Here is a 20,156-nt window from a genome sequence, read left to right as displayed (position 1 = left end):
ACAGCTGGAAGATCATAACTATAAATGAAAATAAGGAGTGAAATACAGTGAAAATCGTTGTTTGTGTAAAACAGGTGCCGGATACTAAGGGCGGCGTAAAGTTCAAACCGGATGGAACACTTGACAGAGCAGCTATGCTCACAATCATGAACCCGGATGATAAAGCTGGTCTGGAGGCAGCTCTTCGCTTAAAAGATCAGTATGGTGCAGAAGTTACAGTAGTTACAATGGGTCTTCCGAAGGCTGAGGAAGTTCTTCGTGAGGCTATGGCTATGGGCGCTGATAACGGTATCCTTGTTACAGACCGTGTTCTCGGCGGTGCTGATACATGGGCTACATCCCAGACAATCGCTGGTGCTTTAAGAAACCTTGACTATGACCTCATCATCACAGGCCGTCAGGCTATCGATGGTGATACAGCTCAGGTAGGTCCGCAGATCTCTGAGCACCTTGGTCTTCCGGTAATCAGCTATGCTGAGGGCATCGAGATCGATGGCGATTCCGTAATCGTTAAGCGTCAGTTTGATGATAGATACATGATGTTAAAGGCTAAAATGCCGTGCTTAATTACAGCACTTTCTGAATTAAATGAGCCGCGTTACATGACTCCGGGCGGAATCTTCGATGCATACAAGAAAGAGATCACCGTTTGGGGCAGAAAAGATCTGAAAGATGTCCTTGATTCCAACCTTGGTCTTAAGGGATCCCCGACTCAGATCGCTAAGGCTTCCGACAAAGTAAGAAAGGGTGCAGGCGTTAAGGAGACAAACCTTGATCCGTCCGCAGCTGCAAATTACATTGTTGAGAAACTTACTGAGAAACATGTACTTTAATTCAAAAAAAGAAAAGTGTGGTGAAAAGTGATGAATTTAGCAGAATATAAGGGTGTATATGTCTTTGCACAGCAGGTAGACAATCAGATCAGCAGCATCGCTCTGGAGCTGATCGGTAAAGGTAAAGACCTGGCAAAAGATTTAGGAACAACTGTAACAGCAGTTTTAGTTGGTTCCAACGTAAAAGGTCTTGCAGACGAACTCGGTGAGTACGGTGCAGACAAAGTTATCGTTGTTGACGATCCGGAATTAAAAGATTACAGAACTGAGCCGTATACTCATGCGATCACATCTGTTATCAACGAGTTCAAGCCGGACATCTTCTTAATCGGTGCTACAGCAATCGGTCGTGACCTTGGCCCGCGTGTTTGCGCACGTATCCATACAGGTCTTACAGCAGACTGCACACAGCTCGATATCGGAGATTTCCCGCTCGTAGCTATGCCGGGTAAAGAGCAGAAACATGGTCAGCTCCTTATGACCCGTCCGGCATTCGGCGGCAACACGATCGCTACAATCGCATGCCCGGAATTCCGTCCGCAGATGGCTACAGTACGTCCAGGCGTTATGCAGAAGCTTGACCGTGAGGCTGGCAGAAAAGCTGAAATTATCGAATTCAACCCGGGCTTCACTCCGGACAACAAGTACGTTGAGATTCTCGAGATCGTTAAGGCAGTATCCGACGTAGCTGATATCATGGATGCAAAGATCCTTGTTTCCGGTGGCCGTGGAGTTGGCAGCGCAGAGAACTTCAAACTGCTTGATGACCTCGCTGAGGCTATTGGCGGTACAGTAAGCTGCTCTCGTGCAGTTGTAGATTCCGGCTGGAAGCCGAAAGATCTTCAGGTAGGACAGACTGGTAAGACTGTTCGTCCGCACGTATACTTCGCAATCGGTATTTCCGGTGCTATCCAGCACGTAGCTGGTATGGAAGAGTCTGACATCATCATTGCGATCAACAAAGATGAGTCCGCTCCGATCTTCGATGTAGCTGACTACGGTATCGTAGGCGACTTAAACAAGATCGTTCCGATGCTGACAGAGAAGATCAAAGAAGCAAAGGCTGCAGCAGCTAAATAATTTACGTGAATTGTAAATGTATATAAAGTAGGCAGAGTGATTCTGCCGGTAGTGTCACAACAGGTGATGATCCCCGTCCGGGTTTCCGGGCGGGGATTTTTGCGTTATGGTGTCCTTGGTTTATCCTTCGTTTGTTGGTTATAATGATAGAAGACTGATAAATGGAGGATTTTTTATGTTATGTATGAGTGAACTTAGAGAGTACGGGGAATACCTGAGGGACAGGGAGATGAGTGAGAATACGGTGGAAAAGTATCTGCGGGATGCGGAGAACTTTCTGCGTTTTTCGAACGGAAGAGAGATCAGCAGGGAGCTGATGATGGAGTATAAATCATATATTTTGAATGCATGGAAGATATCGAGTGTAAATTCCATGATCACGGCAGTGAATTCATATCTGAAATGGGCAGGACAGGCGGAATTCTCTATCCACACCTGTCGGGTACAGAAGCAGATCTTTCGGGAGAAGAGCAGGGAGCTTGGAAAGGAAGAATATTACAGGCTGTTAAATGCAGCCGCTTCGGAAAAGAGAGAGCGGCTTTCCGGAATTTTGAGGACAATCGCGGCGACAGGAATGCGGATTGGTGAACTTCGGTATCTGACGGTGGAGACACTATCGAGACAGAAAATAGAGATCCATTTTAAAGGAAAACAGAGAGTGATTCTTATGGCGAGGTCTCTTGTGATATTTCTACGGGATTATTGCCGGAGAAACAGGATCACAAGCGGGATAATATTTGCCACAAAGAATGGAAATCCGGTAGATTGGAGAAATATCTGGGCGGAGATGAAGGAATTATGCGAACCGGCGAGAGTACTGCCGTCAAAGGTGTTTCCACACAATCTGAGACACCTGTTTGCGAGATGCTTTTATGAGAGAGAACGGGATCTCGTGAGACTGGCAGATTATCTGGGACACAGCAGTATCGAGACGACGAGACGGTATACGATGATCACTAGTGAGGAGGCGTGTGCGCGAGAGCTGGAACTGGGACTCGCAGGGAACGAATCATGGGGCGGGGCAGAAAAAATAAGACGGAAGAGATTAAAAAAGGAGAACAGCCGTTATGACATAATGGGTATTATGTCATGCGGTGGCGCTGAGATCTTCGGAATTTTTATCTCCATTTCTTCGTTGCCGTAATGACGCATTAACTAAATATGCCAAAAAGAGCTCGGATTCACTGAAATTTATTGTATTTCGAGACCGTTCGTGATAGGATAACTTATGTACACATATGAATTTTTAATCATTTGGTATTCTGATTACACCTCAGATACTGGATGATTAAAAAAAGTAGAACTTCCAATACGACATAATACCCATTATGTCATGAATAGAGGCGAATGGATGATGCAGGATACCTTGGTCGGGAAAAAGTTTGGGAATCTGGTGGTTCAGAAGCTGGCTTACCGGGGAAAAGATTCAAAGAAATACTGGGAATGCCAGTGTGGCTGTGGCAGAGTCTGTCTTGTCCAGGAATCCCATCTGAAAAACGGTCATACGAAGAGTTGTGGCTGTCTGCGAAAAAAAAGGATGACGAACCGCTGGCTGGATCTTACCGGGCAGAGGTACGGGAGACTTGTGGTCCAGCGGCTGGCGAATCAGGATGAGATTTCAGCCTATGGTACTGGCAAAGAAGGAGAACCTGGAAAAATAGCAGAAGAAAATGCTGGGGTTTTGGGCAGACTGCAGGATCTGTGGCTTTGCAGGTGTGATTGCGGAAATGTATGCGTCTGTCAGAAGGAAAATCTCAGGGACGGAAAGACAAAGAGCTGCGGCTGTTTCCGCAATGAAACCCGACAGAAAAATATGCGCAAGGCAATTCACATTGTGGACGGAACCTGCGTGGAGCGCATCGCGTGCCGAAAGACCTGCGTCAACAACACCAGCGGTCACCGCGGTGTATATCGGAGATCCAACGGAACCTGGCGGGCCAGCATCGGATTTCAGGGAAAAGTCTACAATCTTGGGACCTTCACTGCGTTTAATGAGGCGGTGCAGGCGAGGGTGAAGGCGGAGAAAGAGTTGTATGATCCGTTTATCAGAAGCTTTCAGGCACAGAAAAAGAAGACTTCAGGCAATGAAATTCCTTCATGTGCCGTAGGAGCAGAAAAGCAGATGGAAGAAGTTCTTGCAGAATGATTCACCCAAAGGTATGTGTACAAGTAATTGATCAATGTGTGGATAGGATACAAAGGTATCAATTAGAAAGAAGGTACAGTATGAAGAAGATGAAGTTGATCAAATCAAAGAAAATGCTGACAGTGCTGCTTACCGCAACGGCGGCGATGGCAGTGACTCCGATGGCGGGGTATGCGGAGACAGTACAGACAAAGCAGATCGTAAATCAATCTTCAGAGGCAACGGTTGAAGTTTTAAGTGGAAACTGCGGACCTGTTGATGAGGAGGGTAATTTTACGGAGTCAACCAAATGGAGTCTGGAAAAGAATTCAGAAGCGGAGGAATTCTATACTCTAAGAATTAGTGGAAATGGCCGTATGGCTGATTTTACAATAAATAACACAGAAGATAACAGACCGTGGAAGGACTATTTGGACTCCATCAAAAAAGTAGAAATGGAATCTGGCATAACTTCGATTGGATCATGGGCATTCAGCAATATGATAAATTTAGAGGAAGCAAATATTCCTCTTAGTGTAGAGAGTTTGGGAGATTGTATTTTCCGTAATGACACAGCGCTTACAACAGTTACATGGCCGGAAAATTTCGAAGCCCCTGAGTTGGTTGATTCAGATTCAAATACAAACATATATAAGGGAAGATATGTGCCGACGAGCATGTTTGATGGATGTACAAGTCTTGGAGAAGGTATAGATCTGGAGAAATGGCTTCCGTCCAGCTTTGAAGGTGTTGGCTGTGCTGCATTTCGCAAAACTATGTTTTCAGTAAATTTTGATGAGTGGTCGAATCTTAAATATATTGGCGCATATGGATTTGCAGAGATACCGAATCTTGACAGTGTCACAATTAAGGACAGCTGGGAGTTTGGAATGCGTGGTGCAAACTCTAATGCATTTAATGGATCTGGTTTAAGAGAAGTAGTAGTAGAAGACAAACGAACAGAAATTCCGAATGCAATGTTTTGTAGATGTAACGCACTGGAATCTATAACATTGGGTAAATCGATTGAAAAGATCGGTACGAATGCATTTTCGGGCACATCAAGTTTGAAAAACATTGATTTAAAGAATGTAACACAGATTTCTGGGTATGCATTCTATGATTCAGGATTAAGGGAGTTAATACTGCCGAAGAAAGTGAGATTAGTGGATGGAAGAGCGTTTGGACGCTGCGCCGAGTTGGAAAAAATATATATAGATTCCGATAATGTGACATTAAATGGTAATTCATTTACTGGGTGCAGCAGTCTTTCTTATATTGAAACGGCAGAAAACACAAGTGTTGCAATGAATAATTCGTTTAAAAAGACTGGGCAGCCAGAGGAAACAGCAGCAGTAAATCTTGAGGAGATCAACGCAAAGGGCACTATAAGCGGAAGTATTATTGAGCTGACCGGGTTAAAAAAACTGTCCATGGATGGGGATAGCGAGATCGCTAAAAATATTAATCGAATTGCAACAAACTCACTGCAGACATTGACCATCAGTGGAAATAGCTATGAATTTGATGGGTATTGCTTCGCTAAGAACAATGTGCCGGAAAATTTGATTGTAACGGCAAAAAATACAAAGGCTTCTGACAAAAAAGAGGCAGCATTCCGTTCCAATCTTGGTATTAAGAATGCCAAATTTACTGGAAAAAATGTTGAGCTTCAGAGCAAGATGTTCGCAGGTTGCGCAAACCTTGATAGACTTGATTTGTCAAAAGCTGAGAATGTTACATTTGGATCCCAGTGTTTTGGAGATGATACTAATACAGGTTATACTGGTGGATCTGTAAATAAATTTAATAAAAATTGTGTAATTTACGTTGCCAATAACAGGGATGCCCAAAAAGCAAGATCTGATTCGGGAATAAGCAATGACGCAGGAATTATTCTTGTTGCAAACGGCGGAATCGTTTTGGATCAGGCAAATGGCATAGACGCTGTTGTAAAAGATGGATATTGTGCAGAGTGGTATGATAATGCTGAATTTAATGGGCATGCAGTAACAACAACGGAGTCAGGGCATACATATTATGCAAAGTGGATCAAGAGCAGTTATAAAGTAACACCGGATTCCGTTGCGTTTGGCAGTGTTGAATATAAAGAAGATGCAGAGCCTAAGACTGTGATCGCGACCAGCAGCAACGCGGAAGAGTTCTCTATCACGGCATTTTGTTCAGATGATACGATTTTTGATATTGGTGTGACAGGTAGGGAAGTTACGATTACACCTAAAACAGATAATGCAGTTGGAAAATATAGTGAAAAGGTGTACATTACCTTAAATAATGGAACGGCCTTTATCGTTCCGGTGACAATGATGATCAAGCAGGCAGAGCCGGCCTATGAAGAGATGCTTCCTACGGGACTGATTGCTGACCAGTGGCAGAAACTTTCTGAGGTAAAAGGCTTACCAAAGGAGTTTAAGTGGAAGAATCCTAAAACCATTTTAAAGGAATATGGGCTCCAGAAGTTTGAGGCAGTATACACACCGGATGATAAAAATTACCATTCTGTAGATTGCATGGTTGAAGTAGATGTCATGCCGGAAGCGCTGGTAATGAATTCCGTACCGGTAATTACTGCAGAGGACATAACCTTAACGGTAGAGGATAAGTTCGACCCGAAGGATGGAGTCACTGCCTGGGATGAGGAAGATGAGGATCTTACAGACAAAATCGAGATCACCTATAATGATGTGGATACCAAGAAAGCGGGACTTTATAAAGTAATCTATAAAGTAACGGACAGTGATGGAGCGACTGTGACGAAGACCATCACGGTTACAGTCAACCCGAAGATGGAGACATTAAATGCCATTCCGACAATCAGCGCAAAGGACGTAACCCTGACCGCAGGCGACAGCTTTGATGCAAAGAAGAATGTGGCAGCTGCGGATGCGGAAGATGGAGATCTGACAGCAAAGATCGAGGTGATTGCAAACGATGTCGATACCACAAAGGCTGGCACTTATCATGTAATGTATAAGGTAACTGACAGCCAGGGCGCTTCCGTGACGAAGACAATCACAGTAACAGTTAAGGAAAAGGCACAGGACGCAAAGCCGTCCAACAACTACAGCAGCTCTTCCGACAGCGATGATGGCGGCGAACCGGCATCCAGTACGACGAGGAAGACGAGCCTGGCATCAACCTTCACATTGGAAGGATTCTGGAAGCGGAATGAAAAAGGCTGGTGGTTTGAGGCGAAGGACGGAAGCTATCCGAAGTCTTCCTGGAAACTGATCGGCTGGAATGGAAAACAGCAGTGGTATCACTTCGATGAGAACGGCTACATGCAGACTGGCTGGATCAAAGACAATGGAATCTGGTATTACCTGCATAATCAGGCTGACGGAAGTCAGGGACATATGTACACTGGCTGGCATCTGATCGACGGAAAGTGGTACTACTTCAGTGAAGGTATGAAGCAGCCGCAGGGCGCAATGCTTGCAAACACGACTACACCGGATGGATATGAAGTTGGTCCGGATGGGGCATGGACTGGTAAATAAAAATGCAGAATTCATTGAATGGTTTTGCTGAGATGAATTCATAAAAAGCAGATGTAGAGGACAGAACCTGGTATTCTCTGAAAAGGGGATATCTGGTTCTGTTTCTCTATATGGAGAACGCGTAGGAAAAGCTGAACGTGGTCCGGCAGCAGGTGCTGTGTTCGATTGGGGGACTTTTTTGAAATTCGAATAAAAAACAGATAAATAGCTGTGTACTTCACCGAATGAAACAGTTATACAAAGAAACATGACCGTGCTATGATAGATTTAAGAAACATGCAGGGGCAGTGAGAAGACTTCTATAAAGTTGCTGCAAAAATTTATTTACATCAGAAAGAGGCGGGAGGCATATACATGAATTTACTCGATCTATTCAGTCTTCAGGGAACCTTGTTTGCAACGAGATGTGTGGTTATGACGACGCTAATGTCCATGCTGACCCTGCCAGTCTGGTGTTATCTGGCAGGGTGAGAGGCCCCAGGCAGGTTGATCGTGTTCAGTTGGGAGAAGCGATAGAAATTTTTATTCATTTGAAAAACGGCACACCGCATGCGATAGAGAACGGAAAGCTAGGTGGTTGTGCCGGTTCTGGTGAGTGCAGCGTTCGCGGCATCCATAAAGTTCCGGATCGCCTTCCACTGGTAAGGCTGTTCCAGAGAACCGAAGCGGATCTTATATTTTGCGGATCGTCCGAGATGGATGATCCGCATTTTTTTGCGCTGCTCAGGGGAGAGGGAGCTCATGGCAAGGTTCAGTGGGGAGATGCAGGCGCCTTTTCCGGCGGCGCAGAGTTCCAGAAGCATTCCCATATTGTCGGACTGGGTCTTTACGATCGGTTTGAAGTTGCCCATGGTGATGAAGTGTCTTCCGAGCTGACCGGCGATGTCTGTGGCGTAGTTTAGAAGGAATGGGCAGTGTTCGAAGATCGAGAAGTCTTCCGGGCTTCTTAACATTAACGGTTCTGGCTGTGAATCTGTCAGTGCAGGGAGATCCTGGACAGAAAAGGAGAGAGTGCCAGCGGTGCCATGAGTGAAATCAGAGCCGGAGCAGCAGATAGTCTTTGGAAGATGTAAAAAAAAGGCATCTGCTGGGGCGGCATCGGAAATGACCTCATGAAACAGAGAATCAGCAAGCAGAAGGACGACCTCCTCCTCATAGAAATCGCTCAGAGTGATCCCTGGCAGAAAATCCGGGAACTTCGCGATGGCGAGATCGATCTTATGTTCCATCAGGTCTTTTTGTAGTCCAGTGTTCGCATTTTCGATGACCTGGATCTCCATATGCGGGTAGCGGCGCTGGTATTCCGTGATGATCGCGGGCATGATGGCGTGGCAGCGGGTAAAGGAGATGCCGATCCGCAGGATGCCCTGCTCATTTTTAGTCAGGTCGGCAAATTCGTGCTGCATTGCCCGGTATTTTTTCTGGAAGTCTGCGGCGTACTGCCAAAAGATCTCTCCGGCATAGGTGAGCTCCAGGGGAACATGGCGGACGAAGAGCTTGCAGTCCAGCTCCTGTTCCAGATTGGCGATGTGGGTGCTCAGGGTCTGCTGGGTGATGTGGAGAGCATCGGCGGCTTTTGTGAAGCTGCGCTTCTCGGCGGTCATGAGAAAGTAGTCCATGGAAAGAAAGTTCATATAAAACCTCCTCGTATAATAAGTTCGTAGGCAAGAAATATCGCTTATGAACTTATTCTTTTTATGGGTATAGATGGTAAGGACATCCAAGAGGAACTCCCCTCATCCTGAATCCCATCCATACGGTCAACAGTTACTTTTTATATGATTCATCCTGTGTTATGATATCAGGCAGAGTCTGATGTCCGAAGGCACTGCTTTTCCTCCTTTCAGCCGGCTTTGGCCGTGACTGCTTTTTTAGCATTCAGCCTGGCACATATGGCACATTCCGCTAACACAGAATTTTCGTCCCCCGCCGTAGCTCCAGCAAGAAAGGCTGGCCGGGTGCATGCTCATTGCGCGAGGCTTCGGTCACCATATGCAGCACAGGATAAACCTTTTACTTCAGGCTCCACAAATCCAGATCGGAAAGGATGTGATATCTTGTTAAAGATCAACTATATGTCCACCTTGTTTGTAGGTATTGATGTAAGCTCAAAATCCAATGCGGTCTATGCCATGGATTTTGAAGAAAACAAGTACATCTCATCCTCATTTGGCAACAATCAGCCCGGCGCTGATGAACTTGCCGATATGATCGCTAAATGCATGCAGAAACATAAAAACCTTGATACAATCATCGTTGCTTTAGAGTCTACCTCTGTTTACAGCGTCCATATCGCAAATTTTCTTTCTACATGTGAGACGCTTATGCCGTACAAGCCCTATGTTTTCTGTGTCAACCCCAAGGCTACATCCAATTACCGTAAATCCTATATCGGAATGGAAAAGACGGATCCTATCGATGCTTTTCTCATTGCTGACTTCGCAAGGGTCGGCAGGACGAAAAAGCTTGAGCCTTGGCGCGGCGGCCAGTTTATCGCCCTGAAGCGTCTTACCAGGCATCGCATGCACCTGTCAGAATGCATTACCAGGGAAAAGACCTACATGGTTTCAAACCTGTATCTGAAGTTCAGCGAACTGCAGCTTCTTGAGGGTGATAACAAGCCGTTCAGCAATATTTACGGCGCAACATCTTCTGCCATACTGACGGAGTTCCTGTCCCCCCAGGAGATCATCGACCTCTCAGAGGAAGAACTCCTTTCGTTCCTCGCTGAAAAAAGCAGGAACCGTATTTCTGACATATCCAGGACATCCGAGCTTTTGCGGAAAGCCGCAAGGGACTCGTACCGTTTGGATCAATGCATGTATGAACCACTGAATATTTCACTTGCAAGCTCATTTAACTGCATCCAGGCCTATCAAAAAGAAATAAAACTGATAGAGCAGGCAATTGAAAAGTGCATCAATGGGATGAACCCGAATGCGTTTCTTATCCTGAAGTCCATTCCCGGTATCGGACCGGTATGGGCCTCCGGCATGCTGTCCGAAATAGGCGACATAACTGCGTTCCACTCATCCGATGCACTTGCAAAGTATGCCGGTTTGTACTGGCTGAAAAACGATTCCGGCGATTTTATTTCCGAGGACAATCAAGTCTCAAAAGTCGGGAATCCGTATCTGCGCTATTATCTGGGAGAAGCGGCTAACAGCGTCAGGAAGCATGTGCCAGAATACACTGAGTATTATGCAAAAAAATATGCTGAAGTTACCAAGCATCAGCACAAAAGAGCACTCGCGCTTACATCTCGTAAACTTGTACGGCTTGTTTTTGGATTGCTGGTCAAAAACCAACTGTACACCGGCGAAAAGCTGGACACTCAATCAAATATCAACAAGAACTGATGTTCGCCTTTGGATTTTCCGCCGAAGGTCTATTAAAGTTACCCTTTTTCCTGAAAAATATATCAAAATCTTTTTTAAAAACTCTTGACATATCACCAGAATGCTGAATATAAAAAAGAAAGGTAACTGTTCAGTAGGTCTGCGCACTTGCTGCGCTGACCGTAAGAAAACCTAGGCTAAAAGGCAAAAATCCATCGGCGTAGCCGATTTGGAATGGATTTTTGCATGTAACTGTGAAGGTACTGAACAGTTACAAAGAAAGTTTAATTGTAAGTGTCGTGCAGAGTCTCGGATCAGCTGTGCTGACCATAAAGGATACGGGACAGCCAGAATGAACTGGGAAAATCGTGGAAAAGAATGAAAGCTGTAACTTATATACAGTTTTTTAGCTGTATTATATATCGGAAAATACAGTTAGACAAGTGGAAAATCCAGGCGTATACTATAATCATAAAGGTGGATCAGGATATCTGAACAGGGAACGGCTGGCTGAGGGAATGGTTCACGAAAGAAAACAGGGAAGAGGTAAAAATTATGAAGGTACAAACCAGTGAGACGGCTGTTCTGGTCGTGTTCGCGGTGACGCTGATCGGGTGCATCCTTGCGGGAATCCCGATCCTGGCAGCGTTGGCACTTGGATATCTGATCTTTTTCGCGTACACTTTGAGCCGCGGTTATACGGTCAGAGATATTCTCGGGATGTCCTGGAAGGGAATCAAGACGGCGAAAAATATTTTAATTACGTTTTTACTCATCGGGATGCTGACGGCGCTCTGGCGGGCGGCGGGAACGATCCCGGCGATCGTCTCCTACTGCGCAGGGCTTATGAATCCGTCGGTAATGATTTTGATGGCATTCCTTTTAAACTGTCTGGTGTCCGTCCTTACAGGAACAGCATTCGGAACGGCGGCGACCATGGGCGTGATCTGCATGACCATGGCGAAGGCGATGGGGTGCAATGAGATCCTGACGGGAGGCGCGATCCTCTCCGGCGTGTTCTTCGGGGACCGGTGTTCGCCGGTATCCACCAGCGCGCTGCTGGTCTCGGAGCTGACCCACACAAATATTTTTGACAATATCCGTCTGATGGTGAGGACGGCCATCGTGCCGCTAATTTTAACCTGTGCCTTTTACGGTGTCTGCGGAATCGCATTTCCGGCGGCGGAAGCCGGAAATTTGTCGCTGACGGAGAGTTTTTCTGGCGTATTCCATCTGGGACTGATCCCAATTCTTCCGGCGGTGGTGATCATGGTATTATCACTTTTCCGTGTACAGGTGCGGATGGCGATGCTGGCAAGTATCATGACGGCACTCGGCGTGTGCCTTTTCTGGCAGCACACGGACTTGTTCCTGATCGTTGGAATTCTGGTCAACGGTTATAAATCTCCGGATCCATCAATCTCGTCCATGATCGACGGCGGCGGAATCATGTCCATGGTGCGGGTGGCACTGATCATCACGATTTCGTCCTCCTATTCGGGTATCTTTGAGGGAACCGGACTTTTAAATGGTTTAAAATCGAAGATGGGCTCGGTGAGCAGAAAAATCACCGTATTTGGTACGATCCTTATGACGTCCATGGTGGCGGGGATGGTGGCCTGCAACCAGACACTGGCAACGATGCTGGTGGACCAGGTCTGCAAGGATCTGGAGCCGGATCAGCAGAGATTTGCGATAGATATGGAAAACTCGGTAATCGTTACGGCTCCGCTCATTCCGTGGTCCATCGCGGGTGCGGTTCCGCTGGCGTCTGTGTCGGCGCCGCTTGTGTCGATAGGGGCGGCGGTGTTCCTGTATCTGCTTCCAATCTGGCATCTTATTGTGAGAGCCAGAAAGGCTGTTTGATAAATTTTAACTTTTCCAGTTTTGGATGAAAAGGGCAGGGCTGGACAACAGAAATAAATAGGATAAAAATGTGGATGATCGTCCGGGGAGATAGATTATGAAAACAGCAGAAAAATTAACAGATGAAGCAAATAAGAAAATATGTTCAGGGAAGATACTGCAGAATCTGAAACAAGCGGAAGGGAAAGAATTTTCTGACCTGCCGTGGGAAGAGAGCGAGGATATGAAAGAGATCTGCGATAACTTCCGTATCATTGAAAGGCAGCGGAACCTGTACCGGGAGCGCTGCACCAGACTTCAGAAAGAAAATGAGAATCTTAAGCGATTGCTTGATAAGATCCAGATCGTTGTGTGTCAATAGTCTAACTGCTGACTACCTTCAGCCTTTTAGCCGCGGCACCGCCGGTCCTTTTTTGGGACCTGGCGGTGCCGCATTTCACACCCGTGTGTATATTATTTAGCCTTTGTCACGGAAAGAATGGTTCCATCAAAAGCGTCTACTTCATTGACCGTTCCGGTGTAAGTTACAGTAACTTTATCGCCGTCCTTGACTTCGGAGAGACCTTCCGGTTTTTTATCGGCTTCGAAGGTGAACGCGTAATCCTTTCCATCAGCACTTACCGTGAACATGAAATCTTTTATGTCACTGATGGTACCAGTCATTGTAGACTCTTTTGATTCGTCGCTTTTTTCACTGCTGTTTTCGGAAGCTTTGGAATCAGCCTCTTTCTTGCCTTCTGCTTTTTCAGCGGCAGTTGTCTCCTTTTCAGCAGCAGTTGTATTCTCCTTCACAGCAGCCGCTGTTGTCTCAGCCGTTGTAGAAGCAGCGGTCGTTGCGGTGGTTGTGCTCTGGGAAGAGCATGCGGTTGCTAATGCGAGAACGCCTGCTAAAGCAGCAGTCAATAATAAGTTCTTTTTCATAATCAAAGCTTCCTTCCTGTACTTGAAATTGTAGTTGCAAGGAAAGAGAATTTGGAAACAGATGTTTCAGATCTCTTTCTTACGTCTACTATTGAACCATAAAGTTGTGTCTAAAGTGTCAATAAAACATGAAATTTAAAGGACAAATCTGAAAGATTTTCTTCAAGCAAGAAAGAAAAACGTAAGAGGTTTAAGAAAAATGTTTCGTCAAAGATACTTTGAGTAAGATGAATGTTGGATATGAAAAATTAGAGAGGTTTGTGTGAGCCGATAGAGCTTTATTCGAAGAAAACACATTCGAAACAGAGGCACCGCAAGGAAAATTTACATAACCATGGCAAAGATATCAGATAGAAAGATTTGAAAGGATTTGTATTTGGATTTTGAAAATTGCAGTCGTTAGGGAGATTGTGTAATGGTCACGGTATCTGCACTCCACCAAGGGGAGCGGAAATACCGTGACTTTTTGAAATTCGCATAATATGGTCGGTGAATAACAGTTACCGCTCCGGCGTGGTTTTCCAGATTCTACCCAGTGTGCGAGTATAGGAATTGGAGAGATGGTGCTGCATTGCCAGAGCTGCTTTTTCAGGCTGATTTTTGAAGATTGCTTCACCGATAGCCAAATGTTCTTTATATACGAGCTTTCCATCAATGGAATTGTTGTAGACAGATTTGACTTCAAAACGCAGATAATGATCCAGGATCAGACTGGTCTGTCGGGAAAACCATCCATTATGGGAAGCATCCGCAACAAGACGATGAAACTGATGATCAATCCGGTAAAGAAGACGACTGTCAAGCGAGGAGAGATTCTGCTTTAATTCGGACAGGCAATCCATGATTGCCAGCTTTTCCTTGTCGGTACCTCGCTCGGCAGCAAGTTTTGCGTTGTGAGATTCCAGAAAAATTCGTGCCTCCAGAATATCTCCGGCATCCTGTTCTGTTACGGGGACAACTTTTACTCCCTTTCCGCGGGCGAAACTGACATAACCTTCCTTTTGAAGCTCAAGAAGAGCCTCACGGACAGGTGTTCTGCTGATACCGAGTTCGGTGCAGATCGCCTCCTGAGAATAGATCGCATCAACGCGGAAACGGTTGTAGAGAATTGCATTTTTGATCAGATCATATGCCTGATTTTTATATGTCTCAGTATGTATTTTTCGAGTCCCAAGAAGACTCTGCTGATTGTCATCCATAAAAACCTCCATTTGGATTTGGTATAGGAACGAAAATGTAATATAAATCAGTTCATTGTCGATGGTGATGTTAGTCGAAACAGGAAACCATGAAATGAAACAAAATGTTTTGGAAAAGCATTACAAAAAGTTCTGTATTTTAATCGAGACAGTAATTTTTTTCAAAAATATCGTATATTTCTTTTAGTATATAAGGAATTTGGCTGAAAATCAACCGCTTTGCCGTGAACTCTTGACAATTACCTATAAAGTTTGTATGATGAGAGCAAGAGATATGTAATGTGTAATATATTTCTGACAAGGAGGCAGAACAGTTTAACACGATCATATCAGTACGGTGTAACATAAAGAAAGCAAAATGTCTGCGTGGCAGTCAACAGATCTTCGGCAGAAAATCAGGGAGCACCAGATAAGAGTTTGAAAAGCGGAAGATCAGCAATTTTAGCAGGAGGGATATGTATGTTAGTAGCGGTATGGATCATTACATTCTGTCTTATCATCGGCATAGGTATTTATGCAGGAACCAAAATTAAGTCTGCAAACCAGTGGTCCGGCGGGGATAAAACAATGGGCGCATTATCACTGGGGTGTGTATTTGCAGCATGGCAGATCGGAGGCATGGCAGTTGTAGGAGCAGCCCAGAATGGATATAATCTGGGAATATCAGGTGCATGGTATTCGATTGCAGGTTCTTTTTATTTCATCGCGCTTGCGGTATTTGCAAAGATCATTCGCGAAAGGATGCCAGGAGAATCGGTTCCGGTCTATCTTCAGACAAAATATGATGTAAGAACGACAAGACTTTATTCATATGCGTGGATCGTGTACGGATTTTTGTATATTCCGATCCAGCTGAAGACTGTATCCAGTATCATTCAGATCGTGCTTCCTGGATTGAATCTTATGGTGGCAATGTTTATTGGTGTCACGATTGCAGTTATTTATACAAGCTTTTCCGGTATGAAAGGTGCATCTGCTGTCGGTCGTGTTGTATGTATTGGTATCTATGTTCTCTTGATCTGTTTTGTATTTACAACACTTCCGAAATTTGGAGGATTCAGTGGTCTTTTAGGCGAGCTTCCTGAGAAGTATGATTCCATGGGAAATATGCCGACACAGCGTATTGTTGCATGGATCGTAGGTGGCTGCATCAGTACGGCGGTTATGCAGGCTGTTCTTCAGCCGCTTCTTTCTGCAAAGAGCCCGGAGGCAGCAAGAGTTGGCTCTATCCTTGGTTATGTAATTGCCGCTCCGATTTGTTTCTTTACTGCAATCTGTGGTATGCTTTCCAAGGCAAGTGGTGCCGATCTCGGTGATGGATCCACTGCATTCGCATATGCTATCAAAACCTTCAGCAGTCCAGTATTTGCAGGTATTATTTTTGCATTTGCAACTATGATCATTGCAGCGACAATGGCAACTATGATGTTGGCAACGGGAACCATTATTACAAACGTATATAAAACAGAAATCAATCCGGACGTCGATGATGCGAAAGTTCTGAAGCTTTCAAAAACGATTACGTTTGTATTCGCATATCTGACATTGATCCCGGCATTTCTGATTCCAAGCAAGTCCTTAACAAACCTGTTCCTGACATTACAGCACGTTGCGGCAGCACCGGTGAGCTTCTCGATCCTGGCAGGATTACTTTGGAAAAAGACAACAAAACAAGGTGCATTCTGGAGCATGCTGACAGGAATGATCACAGGTGTGGCATGGATGCTTCTGGGACTTACTGATATTGTTGAAGCAGTATATCCGGTTGTAGTTGTTACTTACGGTGTAGGAATTATTGTTTCGCTCATGACTTATAAGGAAAAAAATTAATTTAGAAAGTGTGAGAATATGGCACAGAATATGAAAAAACAGATTTATATGTGGCCATCCTACTGGGGGAAACCGGTAGCGCATGGAAGCATGGGAGCGGTCAGCTGTAATAATATATATGCAACGAGAGCAGGACTTGAAATTTTAAATAAAGGCGGAAACGCGTTTGATGCGGCAGTAGCGGTGTCACTGACGTTATCTGTGGTAGAACCCCATCATTCTGGTATTGGCGGCGGATGCTTTTCCTTACTGTACGATGCGAAAACTGGGAAAACAGAAGGAATTGACGGAAGAGGGATCGCACCGGCAAAGGCAACAGCTGATCTCTTTATAAAAGATGGTGAAGTGCAGGATGAGTGGAAAGATCTTGGTGGTCAGTCAGTGGCGCTTCCCGGACTTTTAAAGACCATGGATATCGTATTGAAGAAATATGGAACTATGACTTTAAAAGATGTGGCAGCTCCGGCAATTCGTTGTGCTCGTAATGGATTTGGAACAAGCTATACAGGTGCTCTGACGATGTATGACAATTCGGTTGAGCGTAAAATGCGCCTTTCAGAAGCATTTCGAAAACTGTATCTGAAGGAAGATGGGAGTTTCTATCGATTCGGTGAGATCCAGAAGAACCAGGAGATTGCTGATCTTCTGGAGAATATTGCGGAACAGGGAGTTGATTATTTCTATAAAGGAAAAGTTGCAAAACAGATTGTAGATCTGATTAATGATCGTGGTGGTTGTTTTGATGTTTCTGACATGGAGAGTTATGAACCAAAATTCCGCGAACCAGTGAAAACAACATATCGGGGATATGAGGTTGCCGCATTTGCACCGCCGAGCGGAGGCTGTGCACTGGTTGAAATGCTGAACATTTTGGAAAACTATGATGTTCGTTCCATGGGACATAATACAGCAGCCAGTATCCATGCATTGACAGAGTCTATGAAACTGGGATTTGCTGACAGAAGTGTAGCACTTGGTGATCCGGATTTTGTGAATGTCGATGTAGAACGTTTGACAAGCAAGAAATTTGCTCATGAGCGTTTTACATTGGCGGGAGAAAAGGCGGGAGAGTTTGCATCGGCCGATGGAATCGAAGCAAAACAGTATCCTGGAAATACATCCCATTTCGTGGTAATGGATAAAGACGGAAATGCTTTTTCGCAGACACAGACGATTCGAGACTGGTTTGGATGTGGAATTGTTGTCGATGGCCTTGGATTTGTACTGAATAACGCAATGTCCGATTTCTCGGCGGCAGTAGGAGCAATGACAAGTCAGGGACTTGCATATGGAAGTGCCAATGCGATTCAGGGTGGAAAAACGCCGCTTTCCAGTATGTCTCCGAGTATGGTATTTAAAGATGGAAAACCATTCCTTGCAATCGGGGCAGCAGGTGGACCGAGAATTATTACGGGAACTCTTCAGGGAATCGTGAATGCAATTGATTTCGACATGACTCCGGAGCAGCTGGTGAATGCTCCATATATCAATTGCCTTACGAGGGCCCAGGGACTTGAAGTGGAGTATGGAATTTCCGGAGATACAAGAAAAATACTGGAAGAGATGGGGCATAAGATTGTTCCTGTTCCGGTGGATCAGGCGATGAGTACGATGCTAAACAGCGTAATGTGCATTGATGGTGAATTCTATGCGGCAGGTACGAAACGAGTAGATGGCTGTGGCGGTGCGCTTTTACCTGGAGGCCATATTGTACTGGAGGGAGTAAGCCAGGAAGAATTATAAAAAAGATGCGAAGTAATTGACAGAACGCACAGATAGGAGCGGCATGTATCGCGCATCCATAGAAAGAAGACCGGGAGCAGGAAAAATGTTCCCGGTCTTTTTGTAGAAACTTCTGGTAAACAGATATTAACAGCCCCGGCGGGAAATCCCTGCCGGGGCTGTCTGCCTAAGTTCTTATGAGAGAACGGGATTAGTTCTGGTTCTGATTTTTCTCGATCTCTGCCTTCTTCATCGCGCGAACCTTTGTGGAAAGGCCATAGAGGTTGATGAAGCCGGAAGCGTCGTGGTGGTCGTAGAGATCGCCGGTTGTGAAGGACGCGATGCTCTCGTTGTATAAGGAGTACGGGGAGGTTGTACCCTGTTTGATGATGTTGCCCTTGTAGAGTTTCATCTTGCACTCACCGGTTACATATTCCTGTGTGGACTCAACGAATGCCTGTAATGCCTCGCGTAACGGGCTGAACCATTTTGCAGAGTAAACAGCATCAGCGAATTCGTTGTCGATGTTCTTCTTGAATTTTAAGGTCTCCTTGTCCAGGATCAGCTCCTCTAACTGCTTGTGAGCTTCGAGAAGGATGGTTCCGCCAGGAGTCTCATAGACACCACGGGACTTCATGCCGACCATACGGTTCTCAACGATATCTGTGATACCGATACCGTTCTTGCCGCCGAGCTCGTTTAACTTTGTGAGGATCTCGGAGAATTTCATCTTCTCGCCGTTTAATGCGACCGGAACACCTTTTTCGAATGTGATGGAGATCTCTGTATCTTTATCAGGAGCTTTTTCCGGTGTTACGCCGAGTACGAGCATGTGGTCGTAGTTCGGAGCCAGGGACGGATCCTCGAGCTCAAGACCTTCATGGCTGATGTGCCAGATATTGCGGTCACGGCTGTAGCTGTCATTTTTCTTGAACGGAAGCTCGATGTTGTGTTTTGCACAGTATTCCAGCTCATCTTCACGGGATTTGATATCCCAGATTCTCCACGGAGCGATGATCTTCATATCCGGAGCAAGGGCTTTGATACCGAGCTCGAAACGAACCTGGTCGTTTCCTTTACCGGTAGCACCGTGGCAGATCGCAACAGCGCCTTCTTTTTTTGCAATATCAACGAGGATCTTTGCGATCAGCGGGCGGGCCATTGCAGTACCGAGAAGGTATTTGTTCTCGTATGTCGCATTTGCCTTTACGCACGGAGCGATATAATTGTCGCAGAATTCGTCAACAACGTGTTCGATATATAATTTGGAAGCGCCGCAGTATTTTGCTCTTTCTTCCAGACCGTCAAGCTCGTTTCCCTGTCCAACGTCGATGCAGACGCAGATAACGTCGTAGTTGTAAGTTTCCTTTAACCACGGGATCAGTACGGTGGTATCAAGACCGCCGGAATATGCTAAAACAACTTTCTCTTTCATAATCAAGTCCTCCGATTTATTTCAGACGTTTTATTTTCGTTGTGCTTCATAAATATACAACTGAATATACGGTATGTCAAGCATAAAATGTATTTTTATAAAGAAATTTTGCATATTATGCATATCAAGCGTATAAATGCAGGCGACAGAGAAGCAGGATGACGAGGTTTGACGATATGAAATATAAAATGTCAGGAAAAGGCGACTGTATATGGAAGAATATTGCAGATGGCTGATATCAGATTCAGCAGGCAGAGACCGGTCACAATGACGATTCGGAGACAGA

General features: G+C 45.3%; 14 protein-coding genes. 10 read left to right on the top strand and 4 right to left on the bottom strand.

Going from position 1 to position 20,156, the window contains the following annotated elements; all coding sequences use genetic code 11:
• The first annotated feature begins 47 nt into the window (after nucleotides 1-47).
• The 5 genes from ACI3EW_RS13065 (at nucleotide 48) to ACI3EW_RS13045 (ending at nucleotide 7,559) form a co-directional block, all read left to right on the top strand.
• On the top strand, nucleotides 48-833 hold the full coding sequence (locus ACI3EW_RS13065) for an electron transfer flavoprotein subunit beta/FixA family protein (protein ID WP_117470189.1): 786 nt from the start codon (nucleotides 48-50) through the stop codon (nucleotides 831-833).
• A 30-nt stretch (nucleotides 834-863) separates the two neighbouring features.
• Complete coding sequence (locus tag ACI3EW_RS13060; protein WP_118298760.1) at nucleotides 864-1,913, top strand: electron transfer flavoprotein subunit alpha/FixB family protein; 1,050 nt, start codon at nucleotides 864-866, stop codon at nucleotides 1,911-1,913.
• A gap of 175 nt (nucleotides 1,914-2,088) precedes the next feature.
• Entirely contained in the window at nucleotides 2,089-3,057 is a 969-nt protein-coding gene (locus ACI3EW_RS13055) for a tyrosine-type recombinase/integrase (protein ID WP_405581119.1), read from the top strand.
• A gap of 207 nt (nucleotides 3,058-3,264) precedes the next feature.
• Nucleotides 3,265-4,059: an AP2/ERF family transcription factor gene (locus tag ACI3EW_RS13050; protein ID WP_405581122.1), complete on the top strand. Its 795-nt coding sequence runs from the start codon at nucleotides 3,265-3,267 to the stop codon at nucleotides 4,057-4,059.
• Complete coding sequence (locus ACI3EW_RS13045) at nucleotides 4,056-7,559, top strand: leucine-rich repeat protein (protein WP_405581125.1); 3,504 nt, start codon at nucleotides 4,056-4,058, stop codon at nucleotides 7,557-7,559. The genes ACI3EW_RS13050 and ACI3EW_RS13045 overlap by 4 nt, the downstream gene beginning before the upstream one ends.
• Nucleotides 7,560-8,128: 569 nt before the next feature.
• On the opposite strand, the gene ACI3EW_RS13040 is transcribed toward ACI3EW_RS13045, so the two are convergent.
• A complete protein-coding gene (locus ACI3EW_RS13040) occupies nucleotides 8,129-9,193 on the bottom strand; it encodes a LysR family transcriptional regulator (RefSeq protein ID WP_405581128.1) in 1,065 nt (354 codons plus the stop codon).
• A gap of 423 nt (nucleotides 9,194-9,616) precedes the next feature.
• Here ACI3EW_RS13040 and ACI3EW_RS13035 point away from each other — a divergent pair, with 423 nt between their 5' ends.
• The 3 genes from ACI3EW_RS13035 (at nucleotide 9,617) to ACI3EW_RS13025 (ending at nucleotide 13,124) form a co-directional block, all read left to right on the top strand.
• Complete coding sequence (locus ACI3EW_RS13035) at nucleotides 9,617-10,918, top strand: IS110 family RNA-guided transposase (RefSeq protein WP_227117340.1); 1,302 nt, start codon at nucleotides 9,617-9,619, stop codon at nucleotides 10,916-10,918.
• 534 nt (nucleotides 10,919-11,452) lie between these two features.
• Nucleotides 11,453-12,763, top strand: coding sequence for a Na+/H+ antiporter NhaC family protein (locus ACI3EW_RS13030; RefSeq protein ID WP_405581131.1), 1,311 nt, complete (start codon nucleotides 11,453-11,455; stop codon nucleotides 12,761-12,763).
• Between the two features lie 97 nt (nucleotides 12,764-12,860).
• Entirely contained in the window at nucleotides 12,861-13,124 is a 264-nt protein-coding gene (locus ACI3EW_RS13025; RefSeq protein ID WP_405581134.1) for a hypothetical protein, read from the top strand.
• A 92-nt stretch (nucleotides 13,125-13,216) separates the two neighbouring features.
• Here ACI3EW_RS13025 and ACI3EW_RS13020 read toward each other — a convergent pair whose 3' ends face one another.
• The gene (locus ACI3EW_RS13020; protein WP_405581137.1) at nucleotides 13,217-13,684 is read right to left on the bottom strand and encodes a hypothetical protein; all 468 of its coding nucleotides are present in this window, start codon (nucleotides 13,682-13,684) and stop codon (nucleotides 13,217-13,219) included.
• 500 nt (nucleotides 13,685-14,184) lie between these two features.
• The gene (locus tag ACI3EW_RS13015; protein WP_118530450.1) at nucleotides 14,185-14,883 is read right to left on the bottom strand and encodes a GntR family transcriptional regulator; all 699 of its coding nucleotides are present in this window, start codon (nucleotides 14,881-14,883) and stop codon (nucleotides 14,185-14,187) included.
• A gap of 459 nt (nucleotides 14,884-15,342) precedes the next feature.
• Here ACI3EW_RS13015 and ACI3EW_RS13010 point away from each other — a divergent pair, with 459 nt between their 5' ends.
• Both ACI3EW_RS13010 and ggt read left to right on the top strand, forming a co-directional pair.
• Complete coding sequence (locus tag ACI3EW_RS13010) at nucleotides 15,343-16,713, top strand: sodium:solute symporter family protein (protein WP_118530452.1); 1,371 nt, start codon at nucleotides 15,343-15,345, stop codon at nucleotides 16,711-16,713.
• A gap of 30 nt (nucleotides 16,714-16,743) precedes the next feature.
• The gene (gene ggt / locus ACI3EW_RS13005) at nucleotides 16,744-18,456 is read left to right on the top strand and encodes a gamma-glutamyltransferase (RefSeq protein ID WP_405581142.1); all 1,713 of its coding nucleotides are present in this window, start codon (nucleotides 16,744-16,746) and stop codon (nucleotides 18,454-18,456) included.
• Between the two features lie 190 nt (nucleotides 18,457-18,646).
• On the opposite strand, the gene ACI3EW_RS13000 is transcribed toward ggt, so the two are convergent.
• Nucleotides 18,647-19,870, bottom strand: coding sequence for an argininosuccinate synthase (locus ACI3EW_RS13000; RefSeq protein WP_182426766.1), 1,224 nt, complete (start codon nucleotides 19,868-19,870; stop codon nucleotides 18,647-18,649).
• Nucleotides 19,871-20,156 lie beyond the last annotated feature (286 nt).

This window comes from Pilosibacter rotomagensis, assembly GCF_045062245.2.
Taxonomy (GTDB): domain Bacteria; phylum Bacillota; class Clostridia; order Lachnospirales; family Lachnospiraceae; genus Pilosibacter.
Note: the sequence above shows the minus strand (reverse complement) of the source record. Positions and strands in the feature narration are given on the sequence as shown.

Coding starts and splice junctions, on each gene's coding strand:
- ggt (WP_405581142.1), top strand. CDS start 16,744: ATGAAAAAACAGATTTATATGTGGCCATCCTACTGGGGGAAACCGGTA.
- ACI3EW_RS13010 (WP_118530452.1), top strand. CDS start 15,343: ATGTTAGTAGCGGTATGGATCATTACATTCTGTCTTATCATCGGCATA.
- ACI3EW_RS13055 (WP_405581119.1), top strand. CDS start 2,089: ATGTTATGTATGAGTGAACTTAGAGAGTACGGGGAATACCTGAGGGAC.
- ACI3EW_RS13030 (WP_405581131.1), top strand. CDS start 11,453: ATGAAGGTACAAACCAGTGAGACGGCTGTTCTGGTCGTGTTCGCGGTG.
- ACI3EW_RS13060 (WP_118298760.1), top strand. CDS start 864: ATGAATTTAGCAGAATATAAGGGTGTATATGTCTTTGCACAGCAGGTA.
- ACI3EW_RS13020 (WP_405581137.1), bottom strand. CDS start 13,684: ATGAAAAAGAACTTATTATTGACTGCTGCTTTAGCAGGCGTTCTCGCA.
- ACI3EW_RS13045 (WP_405581125.1), top strand. CDS start 4,056: ATGATTCACCCAAAGGTATGTGTACAAGTAATTGATCAATGTGTGGAT.
- ACI3EW_RS13025 (WP_405581134.1), top strand. CDS start 12,861: ATGAAAACAGCAGAAAAATTAACAGATGAAGCAAATAAGAAAATATGT.
- ACI3EW_RS13040 (WP_405581128.1), bottom strand. CDS start 9,193: ATGAACTTTCTTTCCATGGACTACTTTCTCATGACCGCCGAGAAGCGC.
- ACI3EW_RS13000 (WP_182426766.1), bottom strand. CDS start 19,870: ATGAAAGAGAAAGTTGTTTTAGCATATTCCGGCGGTCTTGATACCACC.
- ACI3EW_RS13015 (WP_118530450.1), bottom strand. CDS start 14,883: ATGGATGACAATCAGCAGAGTCTTCTTGGGACTCGAAAAATACATACT.
- ACI3EW_RS13050 (WP_405581122.1), top strand. CDS start 3,265: ATGATGCAGGATACCTTGGTCGGGAAAAAGTTTGGGAATCTGGTGGTT.